General features: G+C 57.0%; 21 protein-coding genes. 16 read left to right on the top strand and 5 right to left on the bottom strand.

Going from position 1 to position 22856, the window contains the following annotated elements; translation table 11 throughout:
* Positions 1 to 569 precede the first annotated feature (569 nt).
* On the top strand, positions 570 to 776 hold the full coding sequence (locus O3S85_RS18260) for a zinc ribbon domain-containing protein (protein ID WP_269542266.1): 207 nt from the start codon (positions 570 to 572) through the stop codon (positions 774 to 776).
* Between the two features lie 97 nt (positions 777 to 873).
* The gene (locus O3S85_RS18255; RefSeq protein WP_269542265.1) at positions 874 to 1251 is read left to right on the top strand and encodes a hypothetical protein; all 378 of its coding nucleotides are present in this window, start codon (positions 874 to 876) and stop codon (positions 1249 to 1251) included.
* 157 nt (positions 1252 to 1408) lie between these two features.
* Here the strand turns inward: O3S85_RS18255 and lpdA are convergent, their stop codons facing one another.
* The 3 genes from lpdA to O3S85_RS18240 all read right to left on the bottom strand — a co-directional run bounded on the left by lpdA (position 1409) and on the right by O3S85_RS18240 (position 7136).
* Positions 1409 to 2806, bottom strand: coding sequence for a dihydrolipoyl dehydrogenase (gene lpdA / locus O3S85_RS18250; protein WP_269542264.1), 1398 nt, complete (start codon positions 2804 to 2806; stop codon positions 1409 to 1411).
* A gap of 170 nt (positions 2807 to 2976) precedes the next feature.
* On the bottom strand, positions 2977 to 4218 hold the full coding sequence (odhB, locus tag O3S85_RS18245; RefSeq protein WP_269542263.1) for a 2-oxoglutarate dehydrogenase complex dihydrolipoyllysine-residue succinyltransferase: 1242 nt from the start codon (positions 4216 to 4218) through the stop codon (positions 2977 to 2979).
* A gap of 134 nt (positions 4219 to 4352) precedes the next feature.
* Entirely contained in the window at positions 4353 to 7136 is a 2784-nt protein-coding gene (locus O3S85_RS18240) for a 2-oxoglutarate dehydrogenase E1 component (RefSeq protein WP_269542262.1), read from the bottom strand.
* A gap of 169 nt (positions 7137 to 7305) precedes the next feature.
* On the opposite strand from O3S85_RS18240, the gene O3S85_RS18235 reads away from it, so the two are divergent.
* The 13 genes from O3S85_RS18235 to O3S85_RS18175 all read left to right on the top strand — a co-directional run bounded on the left by O3S85_RS18235 (position 7306) and on the right by O3S85_RS18175 (position 16636).
* The gene (locus tag O3S85_RS18235) at positions 7306 to 7530 is read left to right on the top strand and encodes a hypothetical protein (RefSeq protein WP_269542261.1); all 225 of its coding nucleotides are present in this window, start codon (positions 7306 to 7308) and stop codon (positions 7528 to 7530) included.
* Between the two features lie 82 nt (positions 7531 to 7612).
* Positions 7613 to 8323: a class I SAM-dependent DNA methyltransferase gene (locus O3S85_RS18230; protein WP_269542260.1), complete on the top strand. Its 711-nt coding sequence runs from the start codon at positions 7613 to 7615 to the stop codon at positions 8321 to 8323.
* A gap of 174 nt (positions 8324 to 8497) precedes the next feature.
* Complete coding sequence (locus O3S85_RS18225; protein WP_269542259.1) at positions 8498 to 8896, top strand: translation initiation factor; 399 nt, start codon at positions 8498 to 8500, stop codon at positions 8894 to 8896.
* Positions 8897 to 8966: 70 nt separating this feature from the next.
* The gene (locus O3S85_RS18220; RefSeq protein WP_269542258.1) at positions 8967 to 9782 is read left to right on the top strand and encodes a class I SAM-dependent methyltransferase; all 816 of its coding nucleotides are present in this window, start codon (positions 8967 to 8969) and stop codon (positions 9780 to 9782) included.
* A gap of 120 nt (positions 9783 to 9902) precedes the next feature.
* Positions 9903 to 10664, top strand: a complete 762-nt coding sequence (locus tag O3S85_RS18215; RefSeq protein WP_269542257.1) for a hypothetical protein — start codon at positions 9903 to 9905, stop codon at positions 10662 to 10664.
* A 12-nt stretch (positions 10665 to 10676) separates the two neighbouring features.
* Positions 10677 to 11141 carry a nucleoside deaminase gene (locus O3S85_RS18210; RefSeq protein ID WP_269542256.1) on the top strand — a complete coding sequence of 155 codons (465 nt, stop codon included), beginning with the start codon at positions 10677 to 10679 and terminating at the stop codon, positions 11139 to 11141.
* A 368-nt stretch (positions 11142 to 11509) separates the two neighbouring features.
* Positions 11510 to 12097, top strand: coding sequence for a nucleotide exchange factor GrpE (locus tag O3S85_RS18205; RefSeq protein ID WP_269542255.1), 588 nt, complete (start codon positions 11510 to 11512; stop codon positions 12095 to 12097).
* A 3-nt stretch (positions 12098 to 12100) separates the two neighbouring features.
* Positions 12101 to 13243 (top strand): molecular chaperone DnaJ, encoded by a 1143-nt coding sequence (dnaJ, locus tag O3S85_RS18200; protein WP_269542254.1) that lies wholly within the window; start codon positions 12101 to 12103, stop codon positions 13241 to 13243.
* Positions 13240 to 13749 carry an adenylyltransferase/cytidyltransferase family protein gene (locus O3S85_RS18195; RefSeq protein WP_269542253.1) on the top strand — a complete coding sequence of 170 codons (510 nt, stop codon included), beginning with the start codon at positions 13240 to 13242 and terminating at the stop codon, positions 13747 to 13749. Before dnaJ ends, O3S85_RS18195 begins: the two co-directional genes overlap by 4 nt.
* A gap of 5 nt (positions 13750 to 13754) precedes the next feature.
* Complete coding sequence (purN, locus tag O3S85_RS18190) at positions 13755 to 14351, top strand: phosphoribosylglycinamide formyltransferase (protein WP_269542252.1); 597 nt, start codon at positions 13755 to 13757, stop codon at positions 14349 to 14351.
* Between the two features lie 36 nt (positions 14352 to 14387).
* Entirely contained in the window at positions 14388 to 15269 is an 882-nt protein-coding gene (locus tag O3S85_RS18185; protein ID WP_269542251.1) for a 50S ribosomal protein L11 methyltransferase, read from the top strand.
* Positions 15270 to 15340: 71 nt separating this feature from the next.
* Positions 15341 to 16159, top strand: a complete 819-nt coding sequence (locus O3S85_RS18180; protein ID WP_269542250.1) for a PPK2 family polyphosphate kinase — start codon at positions 15341 to 15343, stop codon at positions 16157 to 16159.
* A 63-nt stretch (positions 16160 to 16222) separates the two neighbouring features.
* Complete coding sequence (locus tag O3S85_RS18175) at positions 16223 to 16636, top strand: hypothetical protein (protein ID WP_269542249.1); 414 nt, start codon at positions 16223 to 16225, stop codon at positions 16634 to 16636.
* A 33-nt stretch (positions 16637 to 16669) separates the two neighbouring features.
* Here O3S85_RS18175 and O3S85_RS18170 read toward each other — a convergent pair whose 3' ends face one another.
* Positions 16670 to 18649: a cyclic nucleotide-binding domain-containing protein gene (locus O3S85_RS18170; RefSeq protein WP_269542248.1), complete on the bottom strand. Its 1980-nt coding sequence runs from the start codon at positions 18647 to 18649 to the stop codon at positions 16670 to 16672.
* 203 nt (positions 18650 to 18852) lie between these two features.
* Here O3S85_RS18170 and O3S85_RS18165 point away from each other — a divergent pair, with 203 nt between their 5' ends.
* A complete protein-coding gene (locus O3S85_RS18165; RefSeq protein WP_269542247.1) occupies positions 18853 to 22059 on the top strand; it encodes a tetratricopeptide repeat protein in 3207 nt (1068 codons plus the stop codon).
* Between the two features lie 17 nt (positions 22060 to 22076).
* Here the strand turns inward: O3S85_RS18165 and O3S85_RS18160 are convergent, their stop codons facing one another.
* On the bottom strand, positions 22077 to 22850 hold the full coding sequence (locus O3S85_RS18160) for a hypothetical protein (protein ID WP_269542246.1): 774 nt from the start codon (positions 22848 to 22850) through the stop codon (positions 22077 to 22079).
* Positions 22851 to 22856: the final 6 nt, after the last annotated feature.

Genomic DNA, 22856 nt, shown 5'->3' with positions numbered 1-22856 from the left:
GTTGGCTTGAGGCCGCAGAGCGGCTGAACGCCTACCCTGGGAATACGAATACGTATATTGCCTATCCCAACGGGATTGCGCAAAACGACATCTTGCGCAGCCCCGTTGGGGCTGGGAGATAAGCGAGCATCCGGTTTCCCAGGGTAGCGCTTCCCGCAAGCGGTTCGCTTTAACCCTGGGCTATTGATGCGCAGCCCCGTTGGGGCAGTGTTTGCAGCAATCAAGATACAAAATCCGTGTTCGTTGACCCTAGCAATAGCCGGAAGTTACCGCGCAACCTCCTAAATAATGGGCGGCGGCCTCACTCCTGAAACCGCCGCCCAACTGAACCTGCTATTCTGACTGTATGCTGCTAATTACGAAGATAAGAGCAGCCGCCGATGGAATTATTCCGAAAAAATCGCACCAATAGAAATTTTTTTTCGATAACGACCTCCAAGCACCCCCAAAGCACTAACTTTAGGTCGACATTTTTTACCGACTGAGAAGCCCTCGCGATTTTCGCGCAAAGTACCGCCCGCAATCGGAATCGTGGCGCTGCTGATTGCCCTCGACTAGCCAATCCTTCAATGAACAATACGCCAACCATGCACGCCGACTATTGCCAAGTCACCTGCCCCACTTGCTTCGAACCGTTTTCCATCCCCGGCCCGGCGGCAACCGAAGTCCCCACCGAATGGGACTACGACTGCGAAGTCTGCTGCCGCCCCATGCTCATCCGCTTCTACCTGAACGGCGAGGAAGTCATTGCCGAGGCGGAGGCAATCGGCGATTAAGCTTGAGCAACAAATTGCTACAATTAAGATTCAACGAATTATGCTACACGGGTTCTCCACGACTTTTTGCAAAATTATTCGTCGGCTAGGAACGGTAATGTGGGTCACCGGCTTGACCATTTTTTTAGTGAGTAAGGGAATTCTCGGAGGCGAGCCTACTTCGGATTATTTATTTCTGGCGCTAATGTTGACGATTCTAGGGATAAACCTGCTATCGTTGCGCTCAAGTGACGAAAAGAAAGTTATCCTCGAAAAGAGACGGAAAAAATACCAAGTGAAAGTTCAACGTCTTGGAAAAAAGGGGATCCGCAAAGCATACCGTATGAGTATAAAAATCTCACTTACTTGCTTCGCCATCGCCCTAATCATCATGTTCGCCGGGTATATGTTTATGGTCTGGCCATTAAGCATAATCGCGGTTGGAGCTCTACTTTACGCCGGTAATCTAGAGGAACCACCGACCTCAATCGCCTAAACAATAGGCGGAGGCGGTGTAAAAAGGAACGCGAACCTCTGTGTTCGCATTCCTATCCATCACTTTTCATTCAGATCGAGCAGCAGCGAACACAGAGGTTCGTGTTCCTTCCTTCGTTCGCGCAATGCGCGAATCTATCGGTCCAGCGGGACGCTGGTTACATCGAGTGAATCGCGCTCTTGCTGACGGCGAGGCCGGCTTCTTTCATCGCTTCCGACATGGTCGGGTGGGCGTGGATGGTGCGACCGAGGTCTTCGGCGCTGCCACCGTATTCCATATGAGTCACGATGGCGGCGACGAGCTCACTGGCACCGTGGCCGATGATCTGCGCACCGAGAATGCGGTCCGTCTTCTTGTCGGCGATGATCTTCACAAAGCCGTCGGTAGCATCGACCGCGATAGCGCGACCATTGGCGGCAAATGGGAACTTACCGACGTTGACCTCGAGCTTGTCTTCCTTGGCCTTGTCCTCGCCGATGCCCACGCAGGCAATTTCCGGTTCGGTGTAAATGACATTCGGGATGACGTCGTAATTGCAATGGCCGCCCTTACCCGCGATCAGCTCAACGCAGGCCACGGCTTCTTCCTCAGCCTTATGGGCGAGCATCGGGCCAGCAACCACGTCGCCGATCGCGTAAATGCCCTTGGCGCTGGTGCGGAAATGATCGTCGATCTTCACGCGGCCACGGTCGTCCAGCTCGACGCCGGCCTTGTCCGGAGTCAGCCCGGCGGTGGTCGCCTTACGGCCTACGGCCACGAGGATCTTGTCGGCTTCAAACTTCAGCTCCTTGTCGCCCTTTTCGGCGGTGAGGAAGGTCTTCTTGCCCTCCTTGGCGACGCCGGTGACCTTGGCACCGAGCTCGAAGGCCATGCCTTGCTTCTTAAAGAAACGCTCGGCCATTTTGGCGACATCCTTATCGACCGCGCCCGCAATCTGCGGCAGCAGCTCGACGACGGTCACCTCACTGCCCAGGCGCGCCCAAACGCTGCCCAGCTCCAGGCCAATGGCACCTGCGCCAACGACGACGAGCTTACCCGGAATCTTGTCAAAAGCGATGGCTTCCGTGCTGGAAACGATAGTCTTGCCGTCAAACTTCATGAAGGGCAGCTCGACAGGCACGGAGCCAGTCGCGATGATGATGTGGTCGGCACTGACCGTCTTTTCGCCATCGTCGCCCTTGACCTTTACCTTGCCCTCGCCTTCGAGCGAGCCGAGCCCTTGCAGGACCTCTACCTTGCGAGCCTTGGCGAGCTGCGCCACGCCGCCGTTGAGCTGCTTGACGACCTCGTCCTTGCGCTTCATCAGCGCGGGAATGTCCGAGCTAAGCTTGCCCGTCTTGATGCCGTGCGCTTCGCCGCGCTCCTTGACGATGTGGAAAATCTCGGTCGAGTGCAGCAGCGCCTTCGACGGGATGCAGCCGACATTCAGGCACGTGCCGCCGAGAGTGGCGTCCTTTTCAACAAGTGCGGTTTTCATGCCCAGCTGCGCGGCGCGAAACGCGGCCACGTAGCCGCCAGGGCCGGAGCCAATAACAAGGAGGTCGTAATCTGCCATGATCTTAAATGGGTGGGAGTTTTTTAACTACGGATGGCGCGAATGAGCGCAGATGCCTGCGAGGCGAATATTATTTCTCACAAAGGCACGGAGGCACAAAGATTTTTTGATCAAAAATCAGATGCTTGGCCTTTGGTCTCTGTGAGATGAAATACGTTGGAGTTGAACGACTAGACGCCGAAGAGGAGCTTGGTCGGGTCTTCGATGGCTTCTTTGATCTTCACCAGGAACGTGACTGCGCCCTTGCCATCGACGACGCGGTGGTCGTAGCTCAGCGCGAGATACATCATCGGGCGGGCCACGATTTCGCCATTAATGACGACTGCGCGCTCGGTGATGTTGTGCAGGCCGAGGATGCCGGTTTGCGGCATGTTGAGCAGCGGCGTGGAAAGCATGCTGCCGTAAATACCGCCGTTGGAGATCGTGAAGACGCCGCCGTTGAGGTCTTCCAGCTTAATTTTGCCGGAGCGCGCCGCTTTGGCGTAAGCAATGATATCCTGCTCAATCGTGGCGAAGTTTTTGGAATCGCAATCGCGCACCACCGGAACCATCAGCCCCTTGTCCGAACCAACGGCCACACCGATATCGTAGAAATGATTTTGGATAACGTGGTCGCCATCGAGCTGAGTATTCAGATCCGGCACTTCTTGCAGCGCGTTAACAACGGCCTTCACGAAGAACGACATGAAGCCGAGCTTGACGCCGTATTTTTCCACAAACTTGTCCTGATGCTGTTTGCGCAGCTTCATCACCGCGCTCATGTCCACCTCATTGAAAGTGGTTAGCAAGGCCGCTTCGTTCGTCGCGGCAACGAGGCGCTCGGCGATCTTGCGACGCAGCGGAGTCATCTTCTTGCGCGTCGTGCGGCCGGCCTCGGGCTGATCTGCGCGGACCACGGTATCGGAAGGCTTGGTGGGAGACTCTGCCGGGGCGGCCTTAAAGTCGCGATCCTGCGCGGCAAGCATGTCCCCCTTGGTCACGCGGCCACCCTTGCCGGAGCCGTCGACCGACTTCGGGTCGATGCCGGTCTCGGCAGCGATGCGGCGAACGGCGGGCGAGTTGGCATCGTCCGGGGCCGGCTTTTCGTCCTTCTTCGGAGCGGGTGCTTCACTGGCGGCTTCGCCCTCGGAGTCGTCCGAGTCAGTGCTCTCCGAGCTGCCACCGCCGGGCTTGGCGGCGGAGTCATCGATCACGGCGACGATCTGGCCGATCTCGACCTCGTCGCCCTCGTCGGCCTTCAGGCTGATGACACCACTGGCCTCAGCGAGCCCTTCCGAGGTGATCTTGTCAGTCTCGAGTTCGAAGATTACTTGGTCTTTCTCGACGTAGTCGCCCTCGGCGACATGCCAGGCGGCGATGATGCCCGAGGTGATCGACTCACCGAGGGCCGGGATTTTCATTTCAACAGCCATGATAAAAATGCAAAATTATAAATGCAGAATGCAAAAAGGGTTAACGAAGGCGGGATTTACTTGGTTCTGGTAAGTTCTTTTATTGATGCAGAATTCTGAGACGTTTTTGAATTCTGCATTTTGAATACAAGGAGTTACTTGGCCGAAGTCTTCTCGAACGCTTCCTCCACGAGGGTTTGCTGCTCGATTTTGTGAACGGCGAGCGAGCCCGGCGCGGGGCTGGCGGCGGCGTGGCGACCGGCAAAGATTGGCTCCTTGCCCGAGACCTGCTTGATGTAGTGGTAAATGAAGCTCCACGCACCCATGTTCTGCGGCTCTTCCTGACACCAGACGAGGTGCTCGTAGCCTGGGTACTTCGCGAGGATATCGGTGAGCAGTTTTTCGTTGAACGGATAGAGCTGCTCAACGCGCACGATGGCGGCGTCCTTGATCTTGTTTTCTTCGCGGTAGGCGAGCAGATCGTAGTAAACCTTGCCCGAGCAAAGAATGACGCGCTTGGCCTTCTTGGGCGGCGTTTCGTCGTTGAGAATTTCGTGGAATTGCCCTTTTTGCAGCTCCTCAACCGTGGACACGCACTGCTTGTGGCGCAGCAGGCTCTTGGGGGCCATGATGACGAGCGGCTTCTGGAAATCGCGCTTCTTCTGGCGGCGCAGGATGTGGAAGTATTGCGCCGGGGTGGTCATCATCGCGACTTGGATGTTGTCCTCGGCGCAGGCCTGCAGGTAACGCTCAAGGCGGGCACTGGAGTGCTCCGGCCCCTGCCCTTCGTAGCCGTGCGGCAGCAGCATGACGAGCCCGCTCACGCGGCCCCACTTGGATTCGCTGCTGGCGATAAACTGGTCGAAGTGGACCTGCGCGCCGTTAGCGAAGTCGCCAAACTGCGCTTCCCAGAGTGCAAGCATGTCCGGGTAGTCGATCGAGTAACCGTAGTCGAAGCCCAGAATCGCCGCCTCGGAGAGGGACGAGTTGTGCACGCAGAAGGTGGCCTGATTCGCGTCGAGATTGGTCAACGGCACGTAGCGGGTGCGCGTCTCGGAGTCATACCACGCGGTGTGGCGCTGGCTGAAGGTGCCGCGCTCGGAGTCCTGCCCGGACAAGCGAACCGGTGTGCCGTCGAGCAGCAGCGTGCCGAACGCGAGCGACTCGGCAAAGGCCCAGTCGATTCCCTCGCCGGCCTCGAAGTTTTTCCACTTTTGCTTGAGCTGGCGCGCGATCTTGCTGTTCACGCTGAAGTTGCCGGGCACCTCGGTGAGGCGACGGGCCACGTGGCGCAGCTCCTCGGCTTTGACGCTGGTCTTCGTGGTGGTAAATTTAAACGGCGGCTGCGTGATACCGGCTGAGCCCTTCAGCTTGTCTTCCTTGGCCTGGGCCTGAGACTTCTTGCTGTTCTGCTTTTCCTCTTCCTTCTTCACGTCGAGGAAGGCGTCGTTGAGCGTATTTTGGTAGTCGTCGGTCAGCTTCTGAGCCTCCTCTTCGGAGATGTCGCCCGTCTTGAGCAACTGCGACTTAAGCGACTCGCTGATCGCCGGGTGCTTGGAAAGGCGCTGGTAAAGATCGGGCTGGGTGAAGCCGGGTTCGTCGGACTCGTTGTGGCCGTGGCGACGGTAGCAATACATGTCGATCACGACGTCGTCAGCAAACTCTTGACGATACTTCGCGGCCAGGCGCATAACAGCGCAAACAGCCAACGGATCATCTCCGTTAACGTGGAAAATCGGCACATCGATCATCTTGGCGATGTCGGTGCAGTAGCGGCTGGAACGCGAGTCGCGCGGGTCCGTGGTAAAGCCGATTTGGTTATTGATCACCACGTGAATCGTGCCGCCGGTGCGGTAGCCCTTCAGCTTGGCCAGATTGAGCGTTTCCGCGACCACGCCTTGGCCGGCAAAAGCGGCGTCACCATGGATGAGCAGCGGCAGCACACGCTTGCGCTCGAGGTCGCCACGAATGCGCTGGCGGGCACGGGCCTTACCCTCGACGACGGGGTCAACCGCCTCCAGGTGGCTCGGGTTCGCGGCCAGGCGGAGCTCAATGTCCTGCCCGGAAACGGTTTTCAGCACCGCTTCGTAGCCGAGGTGGTATTTAACGTCACCGTCGCCATGGATGGACTCCGGAATGTAGTTTTCCGAGAACTCGCGGAAAAGGAACTGGTAGGACTTGCCGAGGATGTTTGCCAGCACGTTGAGTCGGCCGCGGTGGGCCATGCCCATCACGATTTCTTCGACGCCGTTGGCCGGGCAATCCTGAATCAGCAAGTCCAGTGCGGCAATCAGCGTTTCGCCGCCTTCCAGCGAGAAGCGCTTCTGGCCGACGTAGCGGGTGTGCAGAAAACGCTCAAAGATTTCGCCCTGCATGACCTTGTCCAGCATGCGGAGCTTTTCTTCGCGGCTGAAGTCAGCCTTGAAATTGGTCGGCTCGATCGCGGCCTGAATCCAGCGGCGCTTGGGCGTCTCCTGAATGTGGATATACTCGCAGCCAACGTGGGCGCAGTAGGTTTCCGAAAGACGCTCCAGCAACTGAGGCACCGTCATGAAAACGCCGCCCAGGTAATTGCCGGTGTGGTATTCCTTCTCCGTATCGACCTTGTCCAGGCCCAGGCGATCCAGCGACAGGCGCGGATTCGGCACGGGCTCAACCGTCAGCGGGTTGAAGCGCGCCTGCGTGTGGCCGATCGAGCGGTAGGCGTAAATCGCGCCAATCACGCGGGACTGCGTAATTGCGTCGAGGCCCTCAATTTCCGCCGCCGTAGCGCTGGTGACACCCGTTTCGCCCGCGCTGGCCAATTGCTGGGCCAGCTCAAAGCCTTCAAAAAACGCCCGCCAGTGCTCGTCGAGCGTGTCGGGATTGTCGAGCCACTGCTCGTAGTTCTGGTCGATCAGGTCCGCATTCCAGCGGTTGGCGATACCGAGATTCTTCATGGCGTAAGGGGCTAAGAGGGGAAATTATCCGCGTTGGCAAAAAATGTATAGGCGTCCATATGCTGAACGCCTGGCGTTGAAATTCTGTCTAATTAAAGGGTTTTTCGACGTAAAGAAGAGGTAGAGATAGACTTCTGCCTGATATTCCGCAAGCTATTAGGCCAAAAACATGAGCGATTTTGATACCCTCGTTAAGCATCTGGAATCACTGGAAACCCGTGATCGGCCGGTGGCGGACACCATCCGCGACCTCGACGCCTACCACCGCGCACACGCCGCCGAGCTGCCCCCGCGCCTGGCCCACTTCTTGGAGCGTCGCAGCTACGGCAAGGCCCTGGCCTTCCTGAAAGACGAACCCGAGAACATGCCCCCCGGCGGTTGCTCGGGGAAGTAGCATGAAAAGAGCCCCAAAAGAAATCCAACCGCGCTAATATTGCCGCTAGATATATCCAAAAAATTAGTTAGCGAAAAATCGAATGAAACCAATTTCCCTAGACGCCTATGAAAAGATTGCGGCATCCTATGACGCACGGGCAAAAACAAAGCCTCACAACGCTTACTATGACCGACCAGCAGTGCTATCGCTTCTTCCAAAATTAGAAGGGAAACGTGTTTTGGATGCTGGATGTGGTCCAGGCATCTACCTGGAAGAAATTTTGGCACTAGGTGCAATTGATCCAGTTGGCATTGATGTAAGCCCTACAATGCTGGATTATGCGAAGACTCGGCTGGGTAGCAAAGCGGTGCTCCATGAGTTAAACTTGGAGAACGGAATTCCCATCTTTGAGGACGGCATCTTTGACGTCATCATATGCGCTCTCGTCTTGGACCATATTCGAAACTGGGAAGCGATCTTCAGAGAGTTCTTTAGAGTCTTAGCAAAAGGCGGTATCCTGGTTTTCTCGGTCGAACACCCGTCATCCGACTACCGCATTAGATCAGGTGAAAACTATTTCTCCGTTAAAAAAACAGAGCTAGAATGGAGAGGATTTGATGAACCGGTGGTTGTAACCTCATATCGAAGGCCACTTCAGGAGATGATCAACCCCCTAATAAGGGCAGGTTTTGATCTCGATGAAGTTTTGGAGCCAACACCAACGGATGAGTTCAGAAAACATGATGAAGCTGAGTACAATCATCTATCAAATTCACCAGGATTTCTATGCTTCAGAGCAATAAAGAGATGAGGCATGACACATTAACAGCAGGGAACGCCCGCTATTGCTGTCACCCCCTGCGCTTAGCGTTCGCATGTATGCAAACTAACTGACCTCAAGCAACACCTTCAACCTGTCCTCCAACTCACCAGCTTCAGGACACAAAACTTCACAACCCACAACTCCCGAACTCCCCTTTTCCCAATGTCCAAGAAACAACGTATTTCCACCGACGGCGGCAACGGCCTGGACGCCAACCCATTTGGCGCACTGAGCGGTGAAGGCCTGCCCGATGCCCCGAAGAAACCAGCCCCCGCGCCCAAGCCCACCCCCGCTCCGGCCAAAGTCAAGAAACGTGGCCGCGTGGACCTGCAACGCCAGAAAGGCGGGCGTGGCGGAAAAGTGGTTACCATTATTTCCGGCGAAGGCATGAACACCACCGGCCCGCAGGAGCTCGATGCGATGCTTAAACACTTTAAGACGCGCCTGGGCTGCGGCGGCAAAGTCCAGGGCAAGACCGTGGAGCTACAGGGCGACGTCCGCGATGCCGTCGAGCCCGAGCTCGCCCAGCGCGGCTATCGCGTCGTCCGCGTCGGCGGCTGAGGCAACGTGCCGTTGCATCCTTGATTGCCACGTCGTGGCAATGGCGGAGACGCAATTTTACAGGCGGCAAATGCGTAAGCTTTACACCGTGCGCGGTTTGCGCATTGGTAGAAAGCTTATGGCGGATACTCCGATTGAAATGAACAGCCTCGCGGGCAAAAAGGCCCTCAGCCTCGTGCGCGAAGCAGACTATGCTCACGCCGGCGATTCAGAAGCCATCGACATGGTCTTCAAAAAGCTGCCCCGCGACCCATCGGCCAAAGTGCTCGACGTTGGCAGCGGCCTCGGCGCGACGGCCGACTACATCCGCCAGCAGGGCTGGGGCGAGGTGACCGGCATCGACCGCAGCCACCCATCCGTCATCTATGCCAACGAGCATTACAAGCGCTGCAATTTCATCCACACGGACGTTGTCGACTCCTCCCTCGTCCTCAAGGAGCGCTTCGACCTGCTCGTCAGCTTCAACGCGTTTTACGCCTTCGACGACCAGGCAGCGGCGCTGCAAACGCTGTCCCACGTGGCCTCGCACGAGTCCAAGTTTGCCATTTTCGACTACGTGGACCGCGGCGGCTACGCCAGTAACCCCATCATGGAAAACGGCAAACCGTTCCTCCCCAATCCCTTAAGACTCGACAAGATCGAGCGCCTTTTGGCCGAGAACGGCTGGCGCTTGTTCACCATCGAGCCGCTGCACCCACACTTTGCCGACTGGTATGGCAAGCTAGTCGAACGCACCAAAGACGCCGAGGAGGCCATCAAGGAATCGACCCCGGAAGGCTTTTACGAGCACATGCTTTCGCTCTACACGCAGCTCCACGACGCCATCGCCGACAACCGACTCGGCGGGGCCATCGTCCGCGCAGTCCACGGTAAGGCGCAGCTTTAGAGCCGGCAAAAGTGCCTGATGGGCGCGCCGTTGCAATCTTGCTAGGAAATTGTAATCGATTTCCATTGAACTTTCATCTATTATGATGGTCGAATCATTGACCATTAATACGTGTTAGCTATGAACAAAACACTCACCACCTTACTGCTCGTGCTCGGCACCATCTCCCTTTGCCGCGCCGACACCCGCACCCTCACCAATCAGGACGGGGCCTCGATCGAGGTCGAGCTGCTGGAAGTCACCGACTACCGCGGCCAGGAGAGCATCCACGTCAAGCGTGAGGTCGACCAGCGGAAGTTTTACATCCCGATCAACAACCTTAGCTTCAAGGATCAGCGCGAGGTCCGCGACTGGTGGAAAGAGCAGCAAAAGGAGAAAGAAATTCTCAAACCCGATGTGGATCTGGAGTTCAGCTTTAAGTCCAACCGCAAAAAGGAATCGCAATACAACAGCTCTTACAGCGACGACGACGACTACTTTTTCGAACCGGTGATCGAGATCGTCAATGACGACCTTTATCAGAGCTACACTGACTGCAAGGTGCGCCTCGTTTGCTTCGCCCGGCATACCAAATACAAGAACAGCCTGGAGGTCACTTCCGTCACCGAAAAGACGGTCAACCTTCCCCGCAAACAAACCACCTACGTCCAGGGCTCGCCCTACAAGTTTAACAATTACAAGTCCGAGCTCTCGGACTACGAATTTGGCTGGGAGGACGCCGGTTACATCGTCGTGATTAAAAACTCCAAGGGCGAGGTGACGCACATCGACACCAACAACACCCGCTACGAGCGCGCGCTGGATGTCGTCATGAAGATGAAGGAAGACGAATATTACTCAACCGATCTGCGGGTAAAGCTCGACTCCTACAGCAACTACTAGCCTCCGCCCACCATGTCCGACATCGACTATCAGCCCTTTCTCGACGCCGCCATTGCGGAAGCCCGCCGAGGCTTGGCCGAGGGCGGCATTCCCATTGGCTCGGTGCTCGTCAGGTTGACCGACCAAGGTCCGGAGATCGTTGGGCGCGGCCACAACCAGCGCATCCAAAAGGGCAGCTCCGTGCTCCATGGCGAGATGGACGCACTGGAAAACGCCGGTCGCCTCAGCGCCAAGGACTACCAAAACAGCTTCATCGTCACCACCCTCTCCCCCTGCCCCATGTGCACGGGCGCGATTCTGCTCTACAAGATCCCGCTCGTCATCATCGGCGAGAACGAAACCTTTATGGGAGCCGAGGACACCCTCCGCCAAAACGGCGTGCAGCTCATCCACCTCGAAAGCGAGGAATGCAAGCAGATGATGCGCGACTTCATCGCCGCCAAGCCCGAGCTCTGGAACGAAGATATTGGGGTGTAGGCAGGTTAGACTTTTGCAATAACCCGGCTTACAATCGCTTCGCGAGACAAGTTTGGAGTGCGCCAGCCCTCTGGCGCTTTAGGATTTTCAGGGCAGTCTAAATGTATACATCGAGCAAAATAATGCTCTGGTTTCAGTTTTTCAGCGTCACCCAAAATGCGAAAGCGCCAGAGGGCTGGCGCACTCCAAACTCACTAAACGCGTTTTTAGGCACCCAAAATCGGCGCTTCACGTGACTTCGCGGGCCAAAAAATGCCTCTCACGCCCAGCTTCAGCCCCAAACGACCTCCTTTTTTCCATGGGAACAAAAAAACCCTTTGAATTACGGTGTTTTCGGTTAAATTAGGCGGTTTTCCAATTTTCCAGCCATGAGCAGCGACACCGAAAAACCAGTCAACGAAGAACAACCCGAGAATCCGGAAGTCGAGAACACCGACACCACCGAAGTTGCGGACGACGACGGCGTGGGCGCACTGCTTGCGCAGATTGAGCAGCTTCAGGCCGATTTGCAGGCCCAGAAGGACAAGACGCTGCGCGCCGTGGCCGACCTCGACAACTACCGCCGCCGCGTCGCCCGTGAAAAGGACGACCTGCGCAAGGCTGTCGAGTCCGGCGTGATCGAAGACCTTCTGCCGGCCATCGACAACTTCCAGATCGGCCTCGAACATGCGGCCAAGGCCCAGAGCGGTGCCGACGTCGCCAAGGGCTTCGAGTTCATCGTCACCCAGATCAACCAGATCTTGGAACAGCGCGGCCTCACCCAGGTGGCCCCGGCCCCGGGCGACGAGTTCGACCACCACCAGCACGAAGCCGTAGGCCACGAAGCCAGCGACGAGATTGCCGACCACCACATTATCAAGGTCATGCGCGTGGGCTACCAGCTCAACGACCGCCTGTTGCGCCCGGCCTCCGTGGTCGTGTCCTCCGGCCCGGCCGAAACCAACGAAGACGCCTAAGCAATGCCCGAAGATTATTACGAGCTCCTCGGCGTTAGCCGGGACGCCGACGCTGCGGAGATCAAAAAGGCCTACCGCAAGATGGCCGTGAAGTATCACCCGGACAAAAATCCGGACAATCCCGAGGCTGAGGAAAAATTTAAGCAGGTCTCCGAGGCCTACGAGGCCCTCAAAGATCCCGACAAGCGCGCCGCCTACGATCGCTACGGTCACGCTGCCTTTCAGGGCGCGGGTGCCGGTGCCGGTGGCGCGGGTGGATTCCACGACCCGTTCGACGTCTTCCGCGAATTCTTCGGCCAGCAGGGCGGCGGTGGCGGAGGCGGCATTTTCGAGGAATTCTTCGGTGGTGGCGGTGGCCAGCGCGGCGGCCCCACGCAAGGTGAGAACCTCGGCGAAGATCTGGAAATTTCCCTCGAAGAAGCGGCCGAAGGCTGCACCAAAGAAATTTCCTACCGACGCCATGAGCACTGCGGCTCGTGCGGCGGCACCGGCGCAGCATCCGGCAGCGCCCGCACCAAGTGCACGACTTGCAACGGCCACGGCCAGGTAATTAGCTCCCGCGGCTTTTTTCAAGTGCGCCAGGCCTGCCCGACCTGCCAGGGTCAGGGCACCGTCATTGAAAACCCCTGCGACGACTGCCGTGGCCACGGCGTGCAGGTCAAAACGCACAAGGTAAAGCTCAACATCCCGCCCGGCGTGGACACCGGCTCGCGCCTGCGTTCGCGCGGCAACGGCAATGCCGGTGGCCAGGGCGGCCCATACGGCGATCTTTACGTGACGCTTCACATTGCGCAACACGACATTTTCGAGCGCCATGAGGACGACCTCTATTGCGTGATCCCGATCAAGTTCACGCTCGCGGCGCTGGGCGGCTCCATCGAGGTGCCGACGCTTTCCGGCCGCGCCTCGCTCAAGATTCCGTCCGGCACCCAGGGCGGCACCAAGTTCCGCCTGCGCGGCAAGGGCATGCCCTCCCTGCGCGGCAACCACGTGGGCGACCAGATTGTCCGCGTCGAGATCGAGGTGCCCAAGAAGCTCGCGGGCGATGAAAAAGCGGCACTGGAGCACTTTGCCGAAGTCTGCGGTGATGCCGACGAACCGGTGGAAAAGTCCTTCTTCGACAAAGCCAAGAAGTGGTTTGAATGAACGTCCAAGACTTGCCCAATCCCCGCCTGCTCAGCCTGAGCGACGCCATTGAGCGCCGCGAAACGCTGCGCGCCGAGGGCAAACGGGTCGTGCTGACCAACGGCTGTTTCGACCTGCTGCACACCGGGCACGTTTACTTCCTGAGCGAGGCCGCCAAACTGGGCGATGCACTGTTCATCGCGATCAATTCCGATGTCAGTGTCAAGGCGCTCAAGGGCGAAACCCGCCCCGTGCAGAGCGAGTTGGAGCGCGCGTATTTGCTCGGGCGGCTGAACTTTGTCGACACGCTCGTCACCTTCGGCACACCGCGGCTGACGGCCGAGATCGCGGCGCTCCAGCCCGACGTTTACGCCAAAGCTGGCGACTACACGCTGGAAACGCTCAACCCCGAGGAACGCGGCGCGCTGGAGGCCTGCGGTGCCGTCATCCAGTTCATGCCATTTTTGCAGGGCTACAGCACCACGTCTTTGATTGCCAAGATCAGCGCCGCCGCTACAACCTTTTAAGATCTATGTTTCGCGTTGCCATTTTAGGTTCCGGTCGCGGCAGTAACGCCGAGGCAATCCTCCGCGCCCAGGAAGAGGGACGCCTGGGCCCTAGCCAAGTGCTCGGCATCTTCTCCGACCAGCCGCATGCACGCATCCTGAAGCTTGGGCCGCAGTTCGACACGCCCAGCATCTACCTCGATCCGGGCCCGTATAAGACCAAATTTACGCCCGAAGCCGAGGAGCATTGGGCGCACGCGATTGACAGCATTTCGCCGGACCTCGTTGTCCTGGCTGGCTTCATGCGCGTGCTCAAAACGCCGCTGCTCAAAGCCTTCGAAGGCCGCATTATCAACCTGCACCCCAGCCTGCTGCCCAAGCACCCGGGCCTGCACTCCATCCGCAAGGCCTTCGAGGCGGGCGACAAGGAGACTGGCTGCACCGTGCATTGGGTGAACGACGAAGTCGACGGCGGCGAGATCATCAAACGCGCCTCGGTGCCGATCTACCCGGAAGACACACTGGAGGCAGTCGAAGAGCGCGTCCACCAGGCTGAGCATGCGCTGCTGCCCGCCGTGATCCGCAAACTCGCCGAAGAGGCCGCCTTCCAGGGCCGTATTTAACTTTGCCCCGCAAAGTAACTTTCTTTCGCAAAGCTTATGCACGAAGTTTCCTGCACCGTCACACCTGATTTAGCCGAAGAGCTTGAGGCCTACATGTGCGAATACGTTCGCTCCAACTGGTCGCTGCTCCAGATCAAGGATAACGACCCGATCAAGCTCCAGGGCTTCTTTGAGGACCGCGCGCAGGCCGAGCAGGAATACGCTGAGATGCGTGCCGAGTTCCCCGTGCTCCCCGCCGAGCCCGACTGGCGCGAGTTCGACGACCAGGAGTGGCAGGACGCCTACAAGGCGTTCATCGACCCATGGTCGTATGGCGATCTCCACTGGGTGCCCGTCTGGATGCGCGAGGAATACCACGTGCCCGCCGGCGAGACCGCGATTTACCTCGATGCCGGCATGGCCTTCGGCACCGGCAGCCACGAGACCACGCGCCTCATGGCCAAGCGCCTGCTTGACTACCGTGACGCGCATGCCGACTTCGCGGGCAAGCGCCTGATCGACGCCGGTTGCGGCAGCGGCATCCTCGCGATGTCCGGCGCCAAGCTCGGCTTTAAAGACGTCTATGCCTTCGACCGCGACCCCGAGGCGATCCGCGTCTCCATCGAGAACCGCGCGTTCAACGAGCTGGCGGAATCGAGCGTGGAGTTCGTCGACGCGGGGCTCGAAGACGGCCTTGCCGGTCGCCAGGCTGACATCATTCTGGCCAACATCCAGGCCGACGTCCTCAAAATTTACGCCGAGCAACTCATCAACGCCACGGCCCCCGGCGGCGTGCTCGCCCTGAGCGGCATCCTCGCAATCGAAGTTGACGACGTCCGCGCCAAGTTTGCCCCACTGGCCGAAGCCAAATTCGGCCAAGTGACGATCGACTCCCGCGTCGACGACGAATGGTGCGATTTGACGATCTTTACCACGTAATTGAGTGCGATTAAGTCCTTGTCCCCGGGGCAACTTATCGTGACAATCCCACGACACGATTCGGGCATGCTATGGAACTGAAAGACTTTAAGCACTACTTGATCAAGAAGGGCCAAAACGACAACCTCTCGAAGGTGTCGCCGGACCCTTGGGATGACATTCCGGAGGACAAGGATGAGGGCAAAGATGAGCTCGCCGAGCTCAACGCGCGCCTCGCCGACCTCCAGCAGCGGTTCTTCGTCGATAAGTCCAAGAAGCTGCTCTTCGTGCTGCAGGGCATGGACACCAGCGGCAAGAACGGCACGATCCGCAACGTTTTCCGCGGCGTCAATCCGCAGGGCGTCGATGTGGCCAGCTTTGACAAGCCGAGCACGAAGGAACTTTCCCACGACTATTTGTGGCGTGTGCATCGCAGTACGCCGGCCAATGGCGAGATCGTCATCTTTGACCGCAGCCACTACGAGGACGTGCTCGCGGTGCGCGTGAACGACCTCAAGCCCAAAGAAGTCTGGAGCAAGCGCTTCCGCCACATCAACGACTTCGAGCAGCTACTCGTCGACGAGGGCTGCATCATCATCAAATTCTTCCTCCACATCGACCGCGCAGCGCAAAAAGAGCGCCTGCAAGCACGCCTCGACCGGCCGGAGAAAAATTGGAAATTTGACCCGTCGGACTTGGTTGCCCGCAGCCGCTGGGAGCAATACGAAAAGGCCTACGAGGAAGTGTTTGAAAAGACCAGCCACGCCCATGCCCCCTGGTATCTCATCCCGGCCAACAAGAAATGGGCGCGCAATCTCCTTGTCGCCCGTATCGTCGTGGCCTGCCTGGAAGACCTCCACCTGAGCTACCCGAAGGTCAATTACGACCCGGCGAAGATCGAGATCGATTAGACTGCCAATTGCAGCAATCAGCAGATTCAAATCTGTCTTATTTTTAATATCTGCTGAACATTCATGAACGAAGAGCTACCGTTCCCAGTCTATTTATTTCCAATATTTTTCCCAATACTTTGGTGCAGCATTCTCTATATGCTTTCGCAGATGAGTGGTTGGCATCGAGTTGCGAAAACGTTCGCATACGATGAGAAAATTGCAGGTGAATACCTGAGATTTCAGTCAGCGCAAATAAATGGCGTAAACTTCAATTCCGCGCTGGAAATCGGCATCAACGACGTCGGACTGACCATGGCACCATTCTTTCTATTTCGTTTGTTCCATAAGAGAATTCTACTGCCGTGGAACTACCTTAGGGCCGAAGAATATAAAAAGTGGCTTTTCTCTGGCTACAAACTGACCCTCATCGAAGATAAGCGCTTCACGATAGTGATCAGCAAAAAGCTTTTTAAAAAGATGCAGAGGTTTCTTTGAGTGCTGCGGACATTCCGGTTTAGCCAATAAATTTTACCGATCCGGGAAGTCGTCGTAGGCGACGCCGGTTAGCGGGAAGATCGGGTGCTTGAGGCGCTTCGAGCTGATGTCCTCAAACTGGAGGCCCACCAGAAAGTCTTTGCCGATGAATTGCAGGAAGTCACGCCGCTGAACCACGAGGCAATGGCTGTCCGTAATCGCCACGATATCGGCCGTGGCAGTGCTGTTTTGCAGCAGGCTGATCTCACCGAAGAACTCGCCCGTGGCAAGCTTGGCCACGCGTTTGCTATCGGCCACGACTTCGAGCAGCCCGTCGTAAATCAGGTAGAAAAACTGGTTGCGCATGCCCTTGCGGATGACGGTGTCTCCCGCCTTGAACTCCGCGATATTGGCCAATCGCGAAAAGCTGGTCAGCGCCTGCGGATGCCAGTTGCGGCAGAGATCGATGCGGTGCAGGAAGGACTGCTTGCGGATAATTTCCTCCACATCACGCGCGCCCAAACTGCGCACGATGAGCTGCTGAAAATCATCACGGGAAATCGCGAGTAGCAGGCTCTTGCGGGCGGCACGAATCGAGCGGGTACGCGGCACATTGTAGAGGAGCGCGATCTCGCCAAAGACATCGCCCACACCGAGCTCGGTGATCTTGAGCGGTCGGCCGGACTTTAGCTCCATGAGCACCTCCACGCCGCCATCGTAAACGAAATACAAATGCTCGCCGACCTCACCCTCTTTGCAGACGTATTGCTTGGGGTCCACGACGACGCCTTCTACCCGCTGCGCCAGCTCGTCCAGGATTTGGGCGTTAACCCCCTTCAGGAGGAGTGTCTCACTGAAGTATTGGGTCACGGCCTCGGTCGAGATCTCGTGGTTGCGCATGGGGCCGGGCTTCTGCTTGCGCGCCTGTAATTGCTCAATGACATGCAGCACGTTTTTCGCCGCGATCCAGGAAATCATCGCCAGGCTACCCAGCACCGTGGCCGCCATTTGTATGAGCACGATGATCACCGTCAACGCCGCACCGCCATCCTGCACGTAGCGATCGGTGAGGTAGCGTAAGTTTAAGTCGAACGCAGACAGATTCGCGAGGAAAACCGTGAAAAGCCATACGAAGGTGAACGCGCCAAAGATCAGCAGGTAGCTCTTATCGGTGAATTTTATGCGGGCATTAATCAGCGTCCACAGCAGACGATTTTGCACAAAGATAAAGTCGTGCGTGGTCGAGAGTGGGTAGCGACGATAAAGGCTCCGCAGCAGGAGGCTCGCCGGGCTCCGGCCTGTGGGGGCCGTGATGAAAAACACACCGAGCAGCAGCACATAAACCAAATGGGGATACCAGATCGCGGCGATGCCGGTGATGAAAAACATCGGTGCCATCTGCATTAGCGCGACGCTCATCTCGCACAAGCGTCCGCCCATGCGTCCGTCTTCCACGTTGCAACAGAAATGCGGAAAGGCGTGCTTCCAGCGGAACCGGGTATCGTACACTTCGCGGTCAAAGCCGACCAGCAAACACGCCGAGAGAAAGTACCCTACCGTGAGGCAGCCGCAGATGAGGAGCCAGCCGATCAGGATTTCCAGGAGATTCGTCGGCGTGCCCAGCGGGCGGAAGAGCACCGTAAGCGTCCCAAACAAAATCGCTGCCACACCAAAATAATGCGCCATGCCGAAGCGCAAGCCATGGTCCCACTCCACTGCGCGGTTTTGCTTCGGCGCGCTGGCCAGGCATTGGTCATCCACTTCGAGCACCCCCGTCACCACGGCCTTCATCACCAGCTCATACAGACTGCGCAGCGGCGGGCATTTGCGGTCGGTGATCAGCTTGGGCAACAGCTCTTGCAACGGCACTCCTTCCCTAAATTTACGCAACAGCCACCACTGGTCCTCCTCGACGACGAGGTATGTTTTCAGTGGAACATTTTTGAGGATAAGTATCCCGTGCTCGGGCTTACTCGCCTCAATATCGTAGGCCAGCTTGAGCCGCGCTTTGGTGAGGATATATGCCTGATCCATGCAGTGAGTAATAGTAAAACTCCATACTAACCTAAACCAAACAGGGGTCAATGCCCTAACGCGCCTGCCCGCGACAAGAAACATCTCATGCTAAAACAGATAAGTTTTAACAATTCTCGTGATATATGTAACCAAAACAAGCGGAACAAAGACGCTTCTTCCTCGTCATAGCGGTAAACTTCCCAATCAATACCTGAGCCATCATGCAACTATTCAAAACGATAAGCCTCATCCTCTCACTCCCCGTTCTCAGCCACGCGGCTGATGTCAACGAATGGCTCACCCTGAAGGAACGCTTCCTCGACCAGGATCAGCGCGAGGCGTATCACTACGAGTCACCCGCCAACGACACAGAAATTATCGAGATGGTGGACTTGCTCAATGCCATGCCGCCCGCCGAGCAATGGGACGCACTCATTGCCACCTATCAGCAATCGCTGGAAGAGGTCGACTCCAAGTCGGTTCGCGATTTCGAAAACATGCTCCTCCTCGCCATGCTGCAATACATGGCAGCCCCGGACGGCAGTGATGCGTTCATTACATCGCTCAAAGCCTCTCAAAAGCAATGGAAGGAGCTGGCCAAATCCGCTGGCGAAGATCAGCGCCAGTCGTATGTGTATCAAAATATCGACCGCCAACTTCGGCAACTGATCAATCGACTGGAAGGCACAGACTCGCGCGGCTCCGACATTGAAGAGCAGATAAAGCGCCTTGAGGCGCAGATGGCGCGCATGCAGCCCGTGGATGAAACGGATCTGATCGCCATTGCCGGCAGCGAGGAAAACCTGGCAACGATACGCAACCTCATGCTCGCACAACAAGCCTTCCAAGAACAAATGATGGAAAAATATGAGGGCGTCACGGAAGTCACTGCGGAAATGCGCGAAGATTACACCGCCGCTCAAGCTGCGTTTCTCGAAGAGCAAAAAGACGCCATGGAGTTGTTTAAAACCATCCAGCAAAAGCCCGGTTGGCCGACTCTGATGACGAACCTCATGCAAAGCGAAAGCAACCCGTATCGCAGAGAGCAATTGCCCACATTGTATTTTCCCCAGGAGCTCGTCAGCAGCGCTGGTCAAGAACGCTCGGCAGCGCTGATTCGGCAGGCACTAAAGCTGCCCGCCCTGATCGTCATCCACAGCTACGACCAACGCGAAACGCAGGAACTCGCCGCAGAAATCGCACTCGAAATGATAGACGAGTTGGCCGTAGCACAATGGGCACTTGTTAGCTCTCCCGAAGACATGGAGCTGTTCGCGCAAATGCAGGAGCGCTTCCCTGCCCCCGAAAAGCCGAAAGAAGATCATCATGATCCGCAGTACAATGCCTACATGAATGCCAAATACATTCAGGCATTGTCACTCATCAAAGCTGGGCAAGCCCTTGAAGCGACCGAGCTACTTGCCACGGTCGAATCTGATCCCAATTATTACATTGATGAGTCCAAGGAATTCACCACGCCCGAGCAGCAGCAGGCCGCATGGCAGGCATTCTACGGTGCGATCTCGCGTAACCCTGACTCGCCACTCTGGAGCGATCTCTTCGAGCTTTCTGAAGTTTATGAGAAAGAGGCCGAAATCTATGCATTGGTTACCAGCTTGATCGCCAGCCAGCCCGTGCAAGTGGATCAGCTCGATCAGGCTGCCTCTTCACTGGCCTACCATTACTCCGCGCAGGGAGACATCGAATCCACGCTGCGTATCTATCGCGAGACCAGCGAAATTCTTCAAGATAGCGCCAACAAGAACCTGATCTACGAAAGCGCGTCCGACACCGACTCCATCGCCCGACATGCCCTTTCACTCGGCATCATCACCGACAATCAGGAACTCACGGACCTCAGTATTCAAATCGCTGCAAACACCCTCGCCATCGTGCGTGCGCAGCCCATTGGCGAGGACGATTACTTCAACTTTTACGACCTGCGCAGCCCACTTCTCCAAACTTATCTGGAGCTAAAGAACTACACCGCGCTGGAAGAAACCGCCTTGGCCGAGATAGACTATTTAAAGCAACTTTCCGCCAATGCCACGGGTGAGGATTACCAAATCGAGCAACGCCGCGAAGCCATTCAGCAAGCCTTACCCGACGTGATGGCCTACTACCTCCTGGCACTGTACGGACAGCAGCGATTTGGCGACATGGTCGATACCCTGGCGACATCCAAAGACTTCAATAAACCTTTTCTCAGCGACTACCTCAATGAGCAAAACAAGGACGACCTGCCCGCAAAAGTCGCCTACGCGCTGCACGTTGCGGGACAGTCTGAAACTGCCACAGCGCTCTTGGAGGCCCAGCTCCTCAAACGCGACGACGATGACCAACTTTACGAAGTGTTGGTCGAGATCCAGGGCGTCGATGCGATTCCCTATCTCGACTACTTGTCGCAGATAAATCAATTTGAAGAACGCCCGCTAATCTGGAAAGGACAAGCACTGCTCGACGCCGGTAAGCTACAGCAAGCCGAAGCCGTCATCAAACAGGCCATGACCATGGACCCCTCCGATGGTGACCAGGGTAAGGAGGACCGCATGCGTGTTTACGCGGTAATGGGAGCTATTCGCGAAGCTCAGGGCAATACCGAGGAAGCTGAATTCTTCGACAAAGTGCTTCGCTCCATTCGCATTTCAGAGAACGCTGACGATTATTATTACGCAGGGCTTAGAGATGAAGCCATTGCCATGTATGAAGAAGCGCTGACCTACTTTGTCGACGCTTACTGCATTCAGTCCCGCCTCGCCGTGAAGCTGATGGATGCAGGCCAGGAAGAGGAAGCCGCCAAGCATTATGCCAAAGCATTCGAGCTGATGCCCGACAGTTTTGGCCGCATCGAAAGCCACTGCTTCGGCTGCGAAGGTGCCTTCCGCGGCGAGACGGCGCAGCTCATTGCCGACCGTGTTTTTGGCGACTACATCAAGCGCAATCCGCAGGACCCGCAGGGCTACTACCTCCTCGCCTACCTGCGCATGGAGCAGGAGCGCTATGACGAAGCATTGGACAATCTCGTGATCGCCGTCGATCTGGACCCCCAATACCTGAACGCCTGGAAGAAGCTAATCTCCATCTCGCGCAACGTGAAGCTGGACCAGGAACAAATCGACGACATTGCCCTCAATCTGCTCTACCTGGATCCACTCGGACGCAATTCCCATGTAAATTTCAGCGACTTCAATAACTTCCGCAAGCTTTGGCCGGCCATGGAACAAGCCGCCGAACTCCGCAAAAACGCAAACCAGCCACGCGAGATTTACCCGCTGCAAACAGACAACACGGAAGAGTCGGACGATAGCAGAATCTCACGATACCACGGTGACCAATCCGTCGGCCAGATGGCTCTGGACAACCGCAATATCAGCGCCGTGAAGAGCCTGCTCTCCAGCACACCCCGCGCTAGCGAGACGCTTGAATAAACAGCGAGCTGCGCGCGCTACTCTGCCTCCACCTCCGGCTCCGGCTCAAACGGAACAAATCTCATACGCACAAAGAACGGCGCGGCCGATTCGCTGAAGACTTCCGTGACCATATCCGCCAAGGGTCCCGGGCGTGTCTCCGTCGTCGCCAGTGGCGTAACTTCGCCGGTGTCCAGATTGACGCGCTCAATGATGGCTTGGAAACCGAGGTTGCCCTGCATGCGGTTAAAGGCGATCTCGTAACCACCGGTGCCATTCGGTTGGATGCTCAGTGCGTCCAGTACCGTCTCACGCACCAGCGGATCAAAGCCCAGGAGATACTCCGCGAAATTCGGGAAGACATCGCCTTCGATATTGGCATCAATCGCCTGCTCGGCCGGTAAACGCTGCGGCAGTTTCTCCTCTCGCCAAACGAGGAAGGGATTCGTTGGCGCACTCGACGCAGCCGGGTTAATGACCGTAGAGCCGTCACCGTCGGTAGCCGTCAGCGTGCCAAGGGACACACTGTTGCCCACCACGTCGAAGCTAAGCTCGACCGTCGAAGTGTCATTGAAGGGCCCCCACTTCACGGCCGTGTTTTCCGGATCGAAGACGCCACCCTCTGAAATGTTTTTAGCCACCTGCCCGCTGGACAAACTTTGCGATACAAAGTAAGGCGGCTCCACCCCGGCACCAGGCGTGTACGAATACACCACACGTTCGCCGGACAACGGACCAGTTTGCGCGATGGCACTGCCAGCCGCCAATGCGCTGATGGAAAGAATCGAGATTTTGCTGAGTAACTTTTCCATGCGATA

The organism is Cerasicoccus sp. TK19100 (assembly GCF_027257155.1).
Lineage (GTDB): Bacteria > Verrucomicrobiota > Verrucomicrobiia > Opitutales > Cerasicoccaceae > Cerasicoccus > Cerasicoccus fimbriatus.
Note: the sequence above shows the minus strand (reverse complement) of the source record. Positions and strands in the feature narration are given on the sequence as shown.